General features: G+C 55.9%; 11 protein-coding genes. 4 read left to right on the top strand and 7 right to left on the bottom strand.

The genetic code is table 11. The features are described from left to right. Nucleotides 1-247: 247 nt before the first annotated feature. The gene (gene hrpA / locus HFD94_RS08025) at nucleotides 248-4150 is read left to right on the top strand and encodes an ATP-dependent RNA helicase HrpA (protein WP_167432977.1); all 3903 of its coding nucleotides are present in this window, start codon (nucleotides 248-250) and stop codon (nucleotides 4148-4150) included. Between the two features lie 58 nt (nucleotides 4151-4208). On the opposite strand, the gene HFD94_RS08020 is transcribed toward hrpA, so the two are convergent. From HFD94_RS08020 to rstA, 5 genes are all read right to left on the bottom strand, one after another. Beyond that, entirely contained in the window at nucleotides 4209-5018 is an 810-nt protein-coding gene (locus tag HFD94_RS08020) for a serine protease (RefSeq protein ID WP_010670211.1), read from the bottom strand. 277 nt (nucleotides 5019-5295) lie between these two features. Beyond that, a complete protein-coding gene (gene asr, locus HFD94_RS08015; RefSeq protein WP_071785070.1) occupies nucleotides 5296-5823 on the bottom strand; it encodes an acid resistance repetitive basic protein Asr in 528 nt (175 codons plus the stop codon). Nucleotides 5824-5982: 159 nt separating this feature from the next. Continuing rightward, nucleotides 5983-7470, bottom strand: coding sequence for a carboxypeptidase M32 (locus tag HFD94_RS08010; RefSeq protein WP_167432976.1), 1488 nt, complete (start codon nucleotides 7468-7470; stop codon nucleotides 5983-5985). A 19-nt stretch (nucleotides 7471-7489) separates the two neighbouring features. Then, complete coding sequence (gene rstB / locus HFD94_RS08005; protein WP_010244663.1) at nucleotides 7490-8791, bottom strand: two-component system sensor histidine kinase RstB; 1302 nt, start codon at nucleotides 8789-8791, stop codon at nucleotides 7490-7492. Next, complete coding sequence (gene rstA / locus HFD94_RS08000) at nucleotides 8788-9513, bottom strand: two-component system response regulator RstA (RefSeq protein ID WP_010244666.1); 726 nt, start codon at nucleotides 9511-9513, stop codon at nucleotides 8788-8790. The genes rstB and rstA overlap by 4 nt, the downstream gene beginning before the upstream one ends. A 178-nt stretch (nucleotides 9514-9691) precedes the next feature. Here rstA and HFD94_RS07995 point away from each other — a divergent pair, with 178 nt between their 5' ends. After that, nucleotides 9692-10105, top strand: coding sequence for a hypothetical protein (locus HFD94_RS07995; RefSeq protein ID WP_010244668.1), 414 nt, complete (start codon nucleotides 9692-9694; stop codon nucleotides 10103-10105). 142 nt (nucleotides 10106-10247) lie between these two features. On the opposite strand, the gene HFD94_RS07990 is transcribed toward HFD94_RS07995, so the two are convergent. Together HFD94_RS07990 and ydgH are read right to left on the bottom strand one after the other, a co-directional pair. Then, nucleotides 10248-11639, bottom strand: coding sequence for a basic amino acid/polyamine antiporter (locus HFD94_RS07990; RefSeq protein WP_033757764.1), 1392 nt, complete (start codon nucleotides 11637-11639; stop codon nucleotides 10248-10250). A gap of 206 nt (nucleotides 11640-11845) precedes the next feature. Then, nucleotides 11846-12799 (bottom strand): DUF1471 family protein YdgH, encoded by a 954-nt coding sequence (gene ydgH / locus HFD94_RS07985; protein ID WP_010244673.1) that lies wholly within the window; start codon nucleotides 12797-12799, stop codon nucleotides 11846-11848. 540 nt (nucleotides 12800-13339) lie between these two features. Between ydgH and pntA the strand changes: the two genes are divergently transcribed. Continuing rightward, nucleotides 13340-14872 (top strand): Re/Si-specific NAD(P)(+) transhydrogenase subunit alpha, encoded by a 1533-nt coding sequence (gene pntA, locus HFD94_RS07980; RefSeq protein ID WP_010670207.1) that lies wholly within the window; start codon nucleotides 13340-13342, stop codon nucleotides 14870-14872. Nucleotides 14873-14875: 3 nt separating this feature from the next. Further along, on the top strand, nucleotides 14876-16264 hold the full coding sequence (pntB, locus tag HFD94_RS07975; protein ID WP_010670206.1) for a Re/Si-specific NAD(P)(+) transhydrogenase subunit beta: 1389 nt from the start codon (nucleotides 14876-14878) through the stop codon (nucleotides 16262-16264). Nucleotides 16265-16299: the final 35 nt, after the last annotated feature.

Genomic DNA, 16299 nt, shown 5'->3' with positions numbered 1-16299 from the left:
GTCTGTTACGCGGAAGACTTTCCGCTCAATGGTTTACACTCTACGGTTATCGATGGCGCGGTGAAAGCGCAATATTTCGAGACCCATGTTCGAATTTATTGAATAAGCGTAACCGGGGCCAGCCGCCGGAACAGTTCAGAATGTGCTATGATGCGCGCAATTATTTTTTATTGAATCAGCTGGTTATCCCGGCTTGCAGGGCGCTGCTTCAGGCAGCGACACCGTCTGAGTAAGGTACGTCACTATTATGTCATCTCCCGATACTTCCCCACTGGCAGCGCTCTGGTCACGCCTCGAGGGTGTAATGCTGCGCGATCGCCAGCGGTTACAGCGCCGTTTACAGGGTGCCAGAAAAGCTAAAAATCCCGAGGCACAGCAGGGCATTGCCAGCGAGCTTGAGCAGGACTTTATCGCTGCCGAGCAGCGCGTGGCCCAGCGCCGTGCGGCCACGCCAGCCATTACCTTCCCGGACAATCTGCCGGTCAGTCAGAAGCAGCAGGATATTGCTGAGGCGATTCGCGATCACCAGGTAGTGATTGTCGCCGGTGAAACCGGCTCGGGCAAAACCACGCAGCTGCCGAAAATCTGTCTGGCGCTGGGACGTGGTGTGACGGGTCTGATTGGTCATACGCAGCCGCGCCGTCTGGCCGCACGTACCGTGGCGAATCGCATTGCCGATGAACTCAGCACTTCGCTGGGCGGCTGCGTCGGCTATAAAGTACGGTTTAACGACCAGGTCAGTGACCTGACGCAGATTAAACTGATGACCGACGGGATTCTGCTGGCGGAGATCCAGCAGGATCGTCTGCTGATGCAATATGACACCATCATTATTGATGAAGCGCACGAACGCAGCCTGAATATCGATTTCCTGCTCGGTTATCTGCGTGAGCTGTTGCCGCGTCGCCCCGATCTGAAAGTGATTATCACTTCCGCCACCATCGATCCACAGCGTTTCTCGCGTCATTTCAATAATGCGCCGGTGATTGAAGTCTCAGGCCGGACCTATCCGGTTGAAGTGCGCTATCGGCCGGTGGTTGAAGAGGCGGATGATGGCGATCGTGACCAGCTGCAGGCGATTTTTGATGCCGTAGATGAGCTGGGCCGGGAAAGTCGGGGCGATATCCTGATCTTCATGAGTGGTGAGCGTGAAATACGTGATACCGCCGACGCGCTGAACAAACGCGACCTGCCACACACCGAAGTGCTGCCGCTCTATGCACGGTTGTCGAACGCCGAACAGAACCGGGTGTTTCAGTCGCACAGTGGCCGTCGTATCGTGCTGGCGACCAACGTCGCGGAAACCTCGCTGACGGTGCCAGGGATTAAATATGTGATCGATCCCGGTACGGCGCGTATCAGTCGTTACAGTTTCCGTACCAAAGTGCAGCGCCTGCCGATTGAACCGATATCACAGGCGTCTGCTAACCAGCGTAAAGGGCGTTGCGGCCGCGTTTCAGACGGTATCTGTATCCGCCTCTACGCAGAAGATGACTTCCTGAGTCGTCCGGCCTTTACCGATCCTGAAATCCTGCGCACCAACCTGGCGTCAGTCATCCTGCAGATGACCTCGCTGGGGCTCGGCGATATCGCCGCCTTCCCGTTTGTGGAAGCGCCCGATAAGCGCAATATCCAGGATGGCGTCCGCCTGCTGGAAGAGCTGGGCGCGCTGACCCTGAACGAAGAGACCGGTCACTACAAGCTCACCGGTTCCGGGCGTCAGCTGGCGCAGCTGCCGGTGGATCCCCGCCTGGCGCGGATGGTGCTGGAAGCGCAGAAATTTGGCTGCGTGCGCGAAGTGATGATTATCACCGCAGGCCTGTCGATTCAGGACCCGCGTGAGCGTCCGGCAGATAAAAAACAGGCGTCCGATGAGAAGCACCGGCGCTTTGCCGACAAAGACTCCGACTTCCTCGCCTATGTGAATCTCTGGAACTACCTGGCGGAGCAGCAGAAAGCGCTGTCCGGGAATGTTTTCCGCCGCCAGTGCAAAAGCGATTTCCTTAACTATCTGCGCGTGCGGGAATGGCAGGATATCTACACCCAGCTGCGGCAGGTGGTGCGTGAACTTGGCATTCCGGTTAACAGTGAACCGGCTGAGCTGCAGCCCGTCCACTGCGCGCTGTTAAGCGGTCTGCTGTCGCATATCGGGCAGAAAGACACCGATAAGCAGGAGTATACCGGCGCGCGCAATACCCGCTTCGCGATCTTCCCTGGCTCCGGGCTGTTTAAAAAGCCGCCGAAGTGGACCATGGTGGCGGAACTGGTCGAGACCAGCCGCCTGTGGGGCCGCACGGCGGGCCGTATTGAACCGGAGTGGATTGAGCCGCTGGCACAGCATCTGATCAAGCGTAGCTACAGTGAACCGCACTGGGAGAAATCGCAGGGCGCGGTGATGGCCACCGAAAAAGTCACGCTCTATGGCCTGCCGATTGTCGCCGCCCGTAAAGTTAACTATGGCAGCATCGATCCCACCCTGAGCCGTGAACTGTTTATTCGTCACGCGCTGGTGGAGGGCGACTGGCAGACCCGACACGCCTTCTTCCGCGCAAACCAGAAGCTGCGCAGCGAAGTGGAAGATCTGGAACACAAATCCCGTCGTCGCGACATTCTGGTCGATGACGAAACGCTGTTTGCTTTTTATGACCAGCGCATTGGCAAAGAGGTGGTCTCGGCGAAGCATTTCGACAGCTGGTGGAAACAGGCCAGTCGCGAAAACGCAGAACTGCTGAATTTCGACAAGCAGATGCTGATCAAAGAGGGTGCGGATAAAGTCAGTCAGCTCGACTACCCCAACTTCTGGCATCAGGGCAACCTCAAACTTAAGCTGAGTTATCAGTTTGAGCCTGGCGCAGATGCGGATGGCGTGACGGTACATATTCCACTGCCGCTGCTGAACCAGGTAGAGGATAGCGGTTTTGAGTGGCAGATCCCCGGTGTGCGCCGTGAACTGATCATCGCACTGATTAAGTCTCTGCCCAAGCCGCTGCGCCGTAACCTGGTGCCGGCGCCCAACTACGCCGAGGCGTTTTTAGGAAGGGTGAAAGCGATGGAGATGCCGCTGCCTGATGCGCTGGCGCGGGAATTCCGCCGCATGACCGGCGTCACGCTGGAGCGGGAAAGCTGGCAGTGGGAACAGGTGCCCGATCATCTGAAAATGACGTTCCGGGTAGTCGACGAGCACAATCGTAAGCTGCTGGAAGGCAAAGATCTTACGGCGCTTAAGGCACAGCTGAAAGACAAAGTGCAGGAAACGCTGTCGAAAGTGGCGGATGACGGGCTGGAGCAGAGCGGGCTGCATATCTGGAGTTTTGGCGATCTGCCACGCAGTTATGAACAGAAGCGCGGAAGCTACCAGGTTAAAGCCTGGCCTGCGCTGGTCGACGAGAAAGAGAGCGTCGCCATTCGTCTGTTTGACAGCGAGCAGGAGCAGCAAAAAATGATGTGGCGCGGTCAGCGTCGCCTGCTGCTGCTGAATGTGCCGTCACCGGTTAAATATCTGCACGAGAAGCTGCCGAACAAAGCCAAGCTCGGACTCTACTTTAACCCTTATGGCAAAGTGCTGGAGCTGATTGACGACTGCATCGCCTGTGGCATCGACAAGCTGATGGGGGAAGCGGGCGGTCCGGCCTGGGATCAAACCTCGTTTGAGCAGTTGCGTGACAAAGTGCGCGGCGAACTCAATGAAACCGTGGTGACCATCGCGAAGCAGGTCGAGCAGATCCTGACGGCAGTCTTCAACATTAATAAGCGTCTGAAGGGCCGGGTCGATATGACCATGGCGCTGGCGTTATCTGACATCAAAGCGCAGTTAAGTGGCCTGGTTTATCGCGGCTTTGTCACCGGCAACGGCTGGCAGCGACTGGCCGATACGCTGCGTTATCTGCATGGGATTGAGCGCCGACTGGAAAAACTGCCTGCCGATCCGCACAGCGATCGTGCGCGGATGTTAAAAGTACAGGCAGTGGAGCAGGCTTATCAGGCGTGGCGCAACAAGTTGCCGCCGCAGCGTCAGGATGATGAAGAGGTGCAAAATATCCGCTGGATGATCGAAGAGCTGCGAATCAGTTATTTTGCTCAGCAGCTGGGTACGCCTTATCCCATCTCAGATAAGCGTATTCTGCAGATGATGGAGCAGATAGCGGGTTAAACGCCGGGATGCGCGCCGTTACAGGCGCGCATCCGATGATGGCGAGTGAGAGTGCGGACTACTGCGCGAGGGATTCCAGCTTATCTTTAAACGAGGTGACCGAAATCGCACGGTTATCAGCCAGGTAGCGATCTTTCGCTGCCGGTGCTGAGCTTTGTACCGCGATTAACTGCCAGCCTTTATCGCTATTGAGCAGCAGTGGCGAACCACTGTCACCTGGCAGGGTGTCACACTGATGCGACAACACGGCGCGCTGCGCCCAGCCGGTGATCAGGCAATCGCTGTGAGAGTAAAGCGTGTCCAGATGATCAGCCGGATAGCCTGCCTGCGTCACTTTGCGTCCGGTCAGCTTCAGCGCCGCAGTGAGATCGCTGCGTGAGCCATCGAACAGCGGAATAGGCGTAATCGCTGAGGGCGGATTGCGTAAAATCACGATGCCGTAATCATAGGGGGCTGCACTGCTCGGCACGATCCAGCCTTCACCATCCGCTTTTAACTTTGACGCCAGCGAGGGTTCAACCCGCGCATCAATATCATGAAGCTCGTAGCGCCAGCCTTTATCGCTGGCCATAAATCGCAGCGCAACCGGCTTATCGAAATTACCCGGCGGGGCAAGCAGGCAGTGTCCGGCGGTCAGCGCCAGATGCGGAGAGATGAGCGTGGCAGTACAGAGGTTGCCGCTTTCGGTTTCCAGCTGACCAATGGCATCCCAGGGGGCAGCGGTAATATCGGTGATTGCCTGGCGATGATCCTTACCGAAAAACAGCATCTTAATTTCAGCAGGAGTAGGCGAGTCATCGTCATCATCGGCATGAACCGTGGTGGCAAAGCTGAAGAGTCCAACCATTAACAGGGTAGCCAGGCGCATAGAAATCTCAATGGCGAGAAAAAATTAACGTTATTGTTATTACGTAAGTACGGTAACTATAGTCGGTGAGCGTTGAAAAAGGGAGTTTTATTGGTTAATCAGTACGCTACAGCGGTTAAACAAAAAAGCTTGCTGCAACAATGCCACACAGGATCATCACCAGCAGAATAATTTCGAAGCGATAGCGACGCACCATATCATCCACTCCAGTAAAGAAACACCCGGCAGAACCGGGTGTTTTTAATCATCATCTCGTGGCCGTGCGCTGAAGGCGACCTTAGTTTTTAGCTGCTGGTTTCACAACTTTTTTGTGGTGAACTTTTTTAGCAGCCTGAGCTTTCTGTGCAGCTGGTTTAGCTACTTTTTTGTGGTGAACTTTTTTAGCAGCCTGGGCTTTCTGAGCGGCTGGCTGAGTGGCTTTTTTGTGGTGAACTTTTTTAGCGGCCTGGGCTTTCTGAGCAGCTGGTTTAGTGACTTTTTTGTGGTGAACTTTTTTAGCGGCCTGGGCTTTCTGTGCAGCAGGTTTAGCTACTTTTTTATGGTGAACTTTTTTTGCAGCCTGCGCTTTCTGCGCGGCATCTTTTTTCACAGCTTTTTTGTGGTGTTTCTTAGCAGCCTGCGCTTTCTGAGCCGCTTTATGGTGTTTCTTGTGCGCAGTTTTGTGAACGGTTTTAGCCGGTGCTGCAGCGGTAGTAGTGGTTGTTGCGGCTGGCGCAGCAGCTGGAGCAGCTGTGGTGTCAGCAGCGAAAGCAACAGAAGACATACCCATAGCAGCGGCGACAACCAGTGCAAATAATTTTTTCATTGCAAATCCCTCGAAGACTATTTTTTCATGTGTAGCCCACTGCGGGGCCGGTGAAGAGACTATAGGGATATCAATGAACGGTGTCCGTGGGTGTTTGGTATCGGCGTGTAACCGATTGTACAAAGGCGGGAAAGGGCGGTCAGCTGACCGCCCGAAAGCTTAGCTATTCAGGTAACGTTGTTCAAGGTGCTGGCGGAAGAAAGCCGGATTCAGCGCTTCGCCGGTGGCGTTGATCAGCAACTGGTCGGTGGAGAAACGGCTGCCGTGCTGCCAGATGTTCTGTTGCAGCCAGTCGAATACCGGCTGCAGCTCACCGTGCTGAATCAGCTCGCTGAGCTGAGGAATCGCAAGATGTACCGAGCGGAACAGCTGTGCGGCGTACATCGCGCCCAGCGTATAGGTCGGGAAGTAGCCAAAGGCGCCGTCGGTCCAGTGGATATCCTGCATACAGCCATCGCGGTAGTTACCCCGGGTATCCAGACCCAGCGACTGCATCATTTTCTCATCCCACAGCGCCGGAATATCCTCAACCTCAATCTCGCCTTCAATCAGCGCCTGCTCGATTTCATAGCGCAGAATGACATGCGCCGGATAGCTGAGCTCATCGGCGTCAACCCGGATCAGTCCAGGCTTAACCTGCTGGGTCAGGCGCACAAAATTATCCGCCTGCAGGGCAGACTGGTCGCCAAAGGTGGCGATCACCTGCGGCAGAATGCGCTGCAGGAATTCGCGGCTGCGACCAAGCTGCATCTCCATAAACAGGCTTTGTGATTCGTGGATAGCGGTGGAGCGCGCCAGCGCCACCGGCTGCCCGCGCCACTGCTGCGGCAGATTTTGCTCATAGCGGGCGTGGCCGGTTTCGTGGATCACGCCCATCAGGGCGCTGAGAAACTCATTCTCGTTGTAACGGGTGGTAATGCGCACATCTTCCGGCACGCCACCGCAGAAGGGATGCGCACTGATATCCAGCCGGCCATGGTTAAAGTCGAAACCCAGCGTTTCCATGATGCTCAGGCCGAGCTGACGCTGAGCAGGCAGGGCGAACGGTCCCTGCGGCGTGACAACAGTCTGTTTCGCCTGTTTTTCCACGACCTGCTGTAACAGATCGGGCAGCCAGGTTTTCAGTTCGCCAAAGGTTTCATCCAGCCGGGCGCGGGTCATCCCCGGTTCATAAAGATCCAGCAGCGCATCGTAACGCGAGCTGCCAGTGGCGTCGGCGCGGCGCTGGGCTTCTTCGCGGCTCAGACGCACCACCTCTTTGAGATTGGCGGCGAAGCCCTGCCAGTCGTTGGCGGGACGCTGAGTGCGCCATGCATGTTCACATACCGAACCGGCGATTGATTTGGCTTCTACAAAATCATCAGGCAGCAGGGTGGCCTGCTGGTAAGCGCGCTGCATCTCGTTGAGATTGGCCCGCTCAACATCGTTGAGTGACTGCTGCTCTGCGGCCCTGAGCCACTCACCAACCTGAGGGGCAGTGAGGATCTGGTGCTGCAACACGCTCATTTCGGCCAGCGCTTCACCACGCGCCTGACTGCCGCCCGGCGGCATGGTGGTTTGCATGTCACATCCGGCGATGGCCGTGACGTGGCTGAAACGGGAAAGGCGCTGGAACGTCTTGGTAAGTTGTTGATACGCTGAGGTCACGTAAGACTCCTTGTGGTTTTTAACGCAGCGGAATTTCCCGCAAGGTTAGATCAACCGGCCAGCAAAAGCGAACGCTGGCGCCGCCCAGCGGACTGGATTCAATAGTCACATTGCCGCTCAGCGCCTGGGCAATAGAGTGCACAATCGCAAGTCCCAGTCCGCAGCCGCCTGTAGCGCGATCGCGGCTGGGGTCCAGCCGGACAAAGGGTTCGAAAACCCGTTCACGCTCTTCAGGCGGAATGCCGGGACCGTCATCTTCCACCTGCAGACACCCTATCGGACCGTCGAACCACAAACTGACGCGCAGCCGCTGTTGCGCATAACGCAGCGCATTGTTGACCAGGTTATCCAGTACCCGCTCCATCAGGCGGGTATCAGAAATGCCGATGTTTTCACGCTGCGGGAGCTCAAGGTCGAGCCGCACGTCGGGATTGATAGTGCGGAAATCGTCAAGCCGTTCGCGCAGCCAGTTGGCCAAATCCAGTGTTTTCAGATTGAGATCGACGCGCGGCCGATCAAGACGTGCATAGGTCAGCAGCTCCTCAATCAGGCTTTCGAGCTGGCCGATGTCGCGATTCAGCGCCACCCGTTCGCCATCCGTGAGGTTGTCGCTCATCTCCAGCCGGTAACGCAGGCGCACCAGCGGTGTGCGTAGCTCATGCGCAATACCGTCTATCAACTGCTTCTTACTGGCGACCAGCGTATTGATGTTCTCGGCCATCTGATTAAAGGCGATGCCGAGCCGGAACAGGCTGGAGGTACTGTCGAAATGGGTGCGCACGTCCAGCTCGCCACGGCCAAAGCGCTGAGCCGCTTTTTCCAGTCGCTGCATCTCCTGCCAGTGGGGACGCAGCCAGATAAACACCGGCAGCGCCAGTGACATCCCTATAAAGATCAGCAGAGCAATATCCAGTAGTCGCATCTGATGCAGATAGAAGAGATAGGGAATCGGCCCGACTGACAATACGTAGTGGCTGCGCGGAATGTGCTGCAAAAAGGTGTATTGATCGTCGAGCGCCACGATCTCTCCGGCGCGCAACCGACGCATGTTGCCTTCATCAAGCTGATATTTGTTCATCGGCTCAATGTGCAGGTCGAACGACAGGCCAAGATCGAGACTCTTGATGGTTTTATTCCAGTCACGCGGCGGGATCTCGCGCAGTTCGCTGCGAATCAGGTAGAGCGAACTGGCCATCAGGTCATTCATCGACTGGCGGCCCGCACGCTCAGCGGTGAACTTGTAGACCAGCCCCACCAGTAGCGCCATCACCAGAAAGCAGACAAACAGCAGCAGATAAAACTGAATAAAAAGCTTTCTCATAGTCCGCGGGTATCCCAGGCCTGGGGCGCAAACAGATAGCCTTTGTTACGAATGGTTTTAATGCGGAACGGCTCGGTGGCGCTGTCGTGCAGCTTTTTGCGCAACCGGGAGATGGCCACGTCGATGCTGCGGTCAAGGCCGTCATAGCTGACCCCGCGCAACGTTTTCAGCAGCGCATCACGGTTAAGCGTCTGGCCCGCATGGCTGGCGAGTACCCACAGCAGATCGAAATCCGCGGTGGAAAGGGCAATCTGCTCGTCAAACAGCGTGACCTGGCGGTTCAGCGCATCGATGGTCAGCGAGCCAAAACGCAGCATACGGTTGGCGGCGGGTGCGCTGGGCGCATCGTCCGGCTGTCCCTGCTGCGACTGACGCAGATGAAGGCGCAGGCGGGCCAGCAGCACCGCTGGCGGCGTGGTTTTCAGAATGTAATCCTGCGCACCCATCTCCAGGGCCAGAATATGGTTCATGTCGCTGTCCAGTGAGGTGAGCAACACGATCGGCCCCTGCCAGTTGGCCCGCAGGTCACGGCAGATAGTCATGCCATCTTTGCCTGGCAACATGATATCCAGCATCACCAGATCGGGCTGCTGTTCGGCAATGACCGCTTCAGCACGGTCGCCGCGCATCTCGACAATCACCTCAATATCATGACGACCCAGATAGGCCGCAATCAGTGAGCCCACTTCGGGTTCATCTTCTACATAAACAATTTTGTTCATAGTTCACAAAGCAGAGACAGGGATGGACGGAAGCATATCTTTTCCTGGTCCTGAGCTCTAGGTTACCGCACGAAATATCCGTAGCTTGCTGGTATATAACCGGCAAAATGTGCAATCATTAGCGCGGCCTTTTTGCGCCAGGTTTGGGATATTGATGATTATCATGAGGAGCGTTAGTGTGTCTGATAAAGAGCTGGCATCAGCCATATACCCCGACCGCATCTGCTTCAATTACAGTGACTTTCTCTCCGCTTCCTGCAAAAAGCGCTGGAGCTTCGTCGATGCTATTTATGGTGTGATGCCGATATTTGGCATGGTGACACGTAAATCGGCACACCGCTTACAGGGCAGTGACGACCCGTTAAAAGAATTAGCATTACAAATCATTTCTACTCAGGTCAGCGACGAAATTAATATCGCGCGCCTGATTACCCTTGCGGAACAACAGCAGATTAGTCGCTTCGATATTCAGCTTCCTTATCCGCTTTCGGCGGAGCAGCTGGACGCGATCCATCATGAATATTCCAGGCCGCTGAATCTGACACAGCAGGATGACCTGCTGTGTGTCTCAATACCTGTGCAGTCGCACTGAGAGCCTTTCCCATCAGGCTATCTGATTTCTCAGTCTGAACCTGGGCAGTGCTCACCATCCTCACGTTCTGTCTGTACGCCTGGTTGCTCCGCGCTGACCGGGTTCGCACTGCCTGCAACCATTACGCCTGCCGGGCCAGGCGCTAAGTCGTCAGCTGCCACACGGCGGGGAGCGTCGCGGCAATCAGCAATCCCATTGCAATTCGCTCCAGCGAAGTCAGCGCAAACTCTGCGCGGCCGCCGCGTCGTGCAAACAGAAACAGCAGCAGGCCCGGTGTATAGAGCACAACAGACATCATCAGGTGCAATGGCCCCGAGGCGTAAAGCAGCCAGATGCCATACAGGCTGGCACCGATACCGGTCGCCATCGCCAGCGGTTTATGCTGTCCGCGTACCACTTTGATCAGATATAACCCCACCAGCAGATAGGGCACCAGAATCATCTCAGAGGCGATGGTCAGCAGGTTGTTGTAATTCGCACCAGTCAGGGCAATCAGGATCAGGCAGAGCTGAATACTGCCGTTGGTCAGCCACAGTGAGGCGGCTGGCGCGTTATGGCGGTTTTGTCGGGCGATACTGCGTGGAAATGCACCCTGTTGCGCAGCAATCAGGGGCACTTCAGCGGCCATAATCGTCCAGCTCAGATAGGCACCGCACACCGAGATAACCAGACCCACCGCAATCACCGCATCGCCCCAGTTGCCCATCAGTCGGGTCATCAATCCCGCCATGGAGGGGTTACGCATCTGAGCCAGTTCAGCACGTGGAACCACGCCAAGCGACAGCAGTGTCACCAGCAGATAGACCAGCAACGCTGCCAGCACGGCGAATAGTGTAGCCCGGCCCACATCCTTTTTCTGGCGCGCGCGTGCAGAGACCACCACCGCCCCCTCGACGCCGATAAAGACCCACAGGGTAATCAGCATGGTCTGCTTGACCTGCTCCCAAAGCGGTTGTCCCAGCGTGACGCCGGAAAAGTCAAAGCGGAAACGATCATAGTTGAATGCCATCACCGCCAGCACAATAAACAGCAGCAGCGGCACCAGCTTGCCGAGCGTCGCCATCAGATTAATGCTGGCAGCGGTCTGCACGCCGCGCAGCACCAGCCAGTGAACCAGCCACAACAGCACGGATGCACCCAGCATCGCCTGCCAGGTGTTGCCATCGCCAAAGATAATCCGGTCCGGCGTATCGGTGAAGAAGCTCAGGGCAGAGAAGACAATCACCAGATAGGAGACGTTGGCGATCACGGCGCACAGCCAGTAGCCCCACGCGGAGCAGAAGCCCATCAGCTCGCCGAAACCGGCACGGGCATAGGTAAAGATGCCACCATCCAGCTCGGGTTTAAGGCGGGTCAGCAGCAGCATCGCCAGCGACAGAAAGATGATGCCGACGCCGGTAATCAGCCAGCCCAGCAGCAGCGCCGCCGGACCAGCCACTGCAGCCATATTTTGCGGCAGACTGAACACGCCTGCGCCCAGCATTGAGCTGAGCACCAGCGCCGTCAGCGCACCGAGACCTAATTTTTTCTCCAAAACAACCTTCCCGCTAGCATATATGGCTGGGTAAATCGGATTCTGTCGCTGGGTTATGTCACACCAAAGGCACAATACAGGGACAATATCCGGTAAAACAGGCGGAGGATTTTACGGAGTGTGGCAGGGGATGGCAATGCGTGACTATGCAAAACAGCGCAGGAATTATGCAAACAGCAGGGCGGCAGGCGCCGCCCTGAGAAGGATTACTTAAACAGGTCAGCCGTGACGGTCAGGTTACCGCCACTCTGGTTCTGCCACTGACGGGTAACGTGGTAGAACTTGGCACCTTTGTCCGCCGCACGCTTCGCCACTTCTTCTGAAATCTCAGTTGGCGTACCGAAGTGACCGGTGAAGGTTACGGTATCGAACGGCTGCATCTGCGCAGCAGTAATGGCGTTGACTTCCTGCACCGATTTGCCGTTTGGCAGATTAACGGTATAGCGCTTGCCGGTAGAGCTTTGGGTTTCGAAGAAACGGCCCACTTTGTTGCTTGGCGTTTCAGACGAGGCCACGCCTGGAATCTCTACGTTAGCCGCCGCAGCGCCACCGGTTGCCAGAGCGGCTTTACCCGCTTCTGAATCGGCAGGAATCGCATTCGGTGTCTGCACCGCGCGCTCTTTAGCATCCGCTTTATAGACATAGGCGGTGACATACTGATTGCCGCCGCTGTTGGCATCGATCTGGCGAACGATAAAGAAGGAGGCTGCGCCTTTCTGTTTTGCGGCTTTCGAAATTGCGTCGTTTACATCCGGCTGGCTGGCAAAGAAGCCGCTGACCGAAACGGTATCGAAGGGTTCGAGTTTATACGCTTCTGCTTTTGGCAGTTCGTTTACGCCGTTGAAACGACGGTAAGTCGTTGACTCTGTGGCTGCCGGGGCATCGGCTTTATAGAGGTCAGCCGTAACGCGCCAGTTACCGCTGTTACCGTTGCTGTCGTTGATCGCCTGGATGTAATAAGAGGCCGCGCCCATCTGATCTGCACGCTTAGATACCGCATCGGCAGCGTCGCCAATTGCGTTGAAACGGCCGGTGATATTAATACGTTCGAATGGCTTCAACGCGGCCGCTTTTTCTGGCGTAAGTTCCTGCGCAGCGAATGCGTTGGCTGCCAGCAGGGACAACAGAGTGGTCGCCAGAATAGTGTTCTTCAGCTTCATAAAAATAATCCTTCGCCTTACGCAAAAATGAGTACGAAAACGTGCTGGACTCTTGATGTATAACAGAATAGCCGCTGATTATTGCATGTTATAAACAGACTGTCGCAGCGATTTTTTGTGTCAGATCGCGTTATTCAACCATGATTTTTTCATTTGTTTGTCATCAAACGCAGTTATGGCCAGTTTTAGTGACAGTTACCACTAAAAGCGGTAACTATTAGCGATAAAATAGTTAATGCATTGTTAAATAAAGGTTTTTGTTGTTGATTAATTCGTCCTGGTACAATTATCTCTGGCAGATTATCTGCCTGTGAGACTATTTTGCAGTGGGATAACGCAGGTTTCTTAACAGAACACTGCATAATTGGGTGAATGTCATCACTCTGCGTGGTCGCTGTAGATCGCTCGTCACATTTTCAGTAGGTTATAAACACTTTGAAATACCTGCGTTTCGTCCAAAAGCGGCTGAAATCGCGTTTCAGTCGCGCTCTCGTGGTGCAGGTTCGGGCCATCATCCTTTAACCGATGAAAGGAAACACTATGTTAATTGGAATACCCAAGGAAAGGTTGCCAAACGAGTCGCGCGTGGCCGCCACGCCTAAGACCGTGGAACAACTCATCAAGCTGGGTTTCAGCGTCACCCTTGAGCATGACGCCGGTAAACGCGCCAGCTTCGATGATGAAAGCTATATCGCAGCCGGTGCCACACTCAGCGACAGAGAGCAGGTCTGGCAGTCCGATATCGTGCTGAAGGTGAATGCGCCGGATGACGAAGAGATTGCGCTGACGCGTGCGGGCAGCACGCTGGTCAGTTTTATCTGGCCCGCACAGAATCCCGAACTGCTGTCAAAGCTGGCCGCACGTCAGGTCACGGTAATGGCAATGGATTCAGTGCCGCGTATCTCACGAGCGCAGTCGCTGGATGCCCTGAGCTCTATGGCGAACATTGCCGGTTATCGCGCCATTGTCGAAGCCGCCCATGAATTTGGTCGCTTCTTTACCGGTCAGATCACCGCAGCCGGTAAAGTGCCACCGGCAAAAGTGATGGTGATTGGGGCCGGTGTTGCCGGGCTGGCCGCGATTGGCGCAGCGGGCAGCCTGGGCGCGATTGTCCGGGCGTTTGATACCCGTCCCGAAGTCAAAGAGCAGGTGCAGAGTATGGGCGCCGAATTCCTTGAGCTCGACTTTGAAGAGGAAGCGGGCAGCGGCGACGGCTATGCCAAAGTCATGTCCGAGGCTTTTATCAAAGCTGAGATGGCACTGTTTGCCAGTCAGGCCAGAGACGTGGACATCATTGTCACCACGGCGCTGATCCCAGGCAAACCGGCTCCGAAACTGATCACCGAAGAGATGGTCGCCAGCATGAAGCCGGGCAGCGTCATTGTTGATCTGGCGGCGCAGACCGGCGGCAACTGTGCGCTGACCGTCGCTGACCAGGTTACCGTCACGCCGAATGGCGTGAAAATCATCGGTTACACCGATCTGCCCAGCCGTCTGGCGACACAATCCTCCCAGCTCTACGGCACCAATCTGGTCAATCTGATCAAGCTGCTGTGTAAAGAGAAAAATGGCGAAATCCAGGTCGATTTCGAAGATGTGGTGGTGCGTGGCGTCACCGTGGTACGCGATGGCGAAGTGACCTGGCCAGCCCCGCCGATTCAGGTCTCCGCCGCGCCACAGGCTGCCGCTGCCGCCGCGAAGCCGTCAGAAAAGATTGAGGCGAAGCCCGTTTCACCGTGGCGTAAATATCTGCTGATCGCCCTGGCTATTGTGCTGTTTGGCTGCCTGGCAAACGTGGCACCGGCCGACTTCCTCTCCCATTTTACCGTGTTCGCGCTCGCCTGCGTGGTGGGGTATTACGTGGTCTGGAACGTCAGTCATGCGCTGCATACACCGCTGATGTCCGTAACCAATGCCATTTCCGGCATCATTGTTATCGGTGCGGTCTTGCAGATGGGCCACGGTGGCTGGGTCACCTTTATCTCCTTTATTGCCGTGCTGATTGCCAGCATCAATATCTTTGGTGGCTTCACCGTCACCCAGCGCATGCTGAAAATGTTTCGTAAGGGGTAACACATGTCTGGCGGATTAGTCACTGCAGCCTATATTGTGGCTGCGATTCTGTTCATCTGTAGCCTTGCTGGTCTTTCGCGTCATGAGACCTCAAAGCGGGGTAATATTTTCGGTATCAGCGGTATGGCGATTGCGCTGATCGCCACCATATTTGGCCCGGACAGCGGTAATGTGGTCTGGATCCTGCTGGCGATGGTCATCGGCGGCGCTATCGGCATTCGTCTGGCGAAGAAAGTCGAAATGACGGAAATGCCAGAGCTGGTGGCGATTCTGCACAGCTTTGTTGGCCTGGCCGCAGTGCTGGTGGGCATCAACAGCTATATCGACCATGCGCCTGGCCTGCCAGCGGTGATGGAGAATATCCATCTCAGTGAAGTGTTTATCGGTATCTTTATCGGTGCCGTCACCTTCACCGGCTCGCTGGTGGCGTTTGGCAAACTGTGCGGCAAAATCTCTTCACGGCCGTTAGCGTTACCGCATCGTCACAAGCTGAATCTGCTGGCGCTGGTGGTTTCGTTCCTGCTGCTGCTGTGGTTTGTTAACACCAGCAGCACGGCTGTGCAGGTGTTTGCACTCTTGCTGATGACGGTGATTGCGCTGGCGTTTGGCTGGCATCTCGTCGCGTCGATTGGCGGCGCGGATATGCCGGTCGTGGTCTCGATGCTTAACTCCTATTCAGGCTGGGCCGCCGCCGCTGCTGGTTTCATGTTGAGCAACGATCTGCTGATTGTGACCGGTGCGCTGGTGGGGTCATCCGGTGCGATCCTCTCCTACATCATGTGCAAAGCGATGAACCGTTCGTTTATCAGCGTGATAGCGGGCGGCTTTGGTACTGAAGCCAGCAGTGGCGATGAAAGTCAGGAAGCGGGGGAGCATCGTGAGATTACGGCTGAAGAGACCGCTGAAATGCTCAAGGCTTCCAGCTCGGTGATTATCACCCCAGGCTACGGCATGGCGGTAGCGCAGGCGCAGTATCCGGTCGCGGAAATGACTGCCCGACTGCGTGCGCTTGGCATCAAAGTGCGCTTCGGTATCCATCCGGTGGCGGGGCGTCTGCCGGGTCACATGAACGTGCTGCTGGCAGAGGCGAAAGTGCCTTATGACGTGGTGCTGGAGATGGATGAGATCAACGACGATTTCAGCGACACCGACACGGTGCTGGTCATTGGTGCTAACGACACGGTCAACCCGGCGGCGCAGGATGATCCCCGCAGTCCGATTGCGGGCATGCCGGTGCTGGAAGTGTGGAAGGCGCACAACGTGATAGTGTTCAAACGCTCAATGAACACTGGCTATGCCGGGGTGCAGAATCCGCTGTTCTTCAAAGAGAATAGCCAGATGCTGTTTGGCGATGCCAAAGCCAGCGTGGAAGCGATTCTTAAAGCGCTGTAATAAAAAAGGGCGGCTAATCAGCCGCCCTCTCTGTT

This window comes from Pantoea sp. EKM20T, from assembly GCF_011800485.1.
Taxonomy (GTDB): Bacteria; Pseudomonadota; Gammaproteobacteria; order Enterobacterales; family Enterobacteriaceae; genus Pantoea; species Pantoea agglomerans.
The sequence above is the reverse complement of the archived record's forward strand: the minus strand, read 5'-3'. Positions and strand labels throughout refer to the sequence as shown.

Excerpts from the sequence above, each read along its gene's own strand:
- hrpA (WP_167432977.1), top strand. The coding sequence starts at position 248 with ATGTCATCTCCCGATACTTCCCCACTGGCAGCGCTCTGGTCACGCCTC.
- HFD94_RS08020 (WP_010670211.1), bottom strand. The coding sequence starts at position 5,018 with ATGCGCCTGGCTACCCTGTTAATGGTTGGACTCTTCAGCTTTGCCACC.
- asr (WP_071785070.1), bottom strand. The coding sequence starts at position 5,823 with ATGAAAAAATTATTTGCACTGGTTGTCGCCGCTGCTATGGGTATGTCT.
- rstB (WP_010244663.1), bottom strand. The coding sequence starts at position 8,791 with ATGAGAAAGCTTTTTATTCAGTTTTATCTGCTGCTGTTTGTCTGCTTT.
- rstA (WP_010244666.1), bottom strand. The coding sequence starts at position 9,513 with ATGAACAAAATTGTTTATGTAGAAGATGAACCCGAAGTGGGCTCACTG.
- ydgH (WP_010244673.1), bottom strand. The coding sequence starts at position 12,799 with ATGAAGCTGAAGAACACTATTCTGGCGACCACTCTGTTGTCCCTGCTG.
- pntA (WP_010670207.1), top strand. The coding sequence starts at position 13,340 with ATGTTAATTGGAATACCCAAGGAAAGGTTGCCAAACGAGTCGCGCGTG.
- pntB (WP_010670206.1), top strand. The coding sequence starts at position 14,876 with ATGTCTGGCGGATTAGTCACTGCAGCCTATATTGTGGCTGCGATTCTG.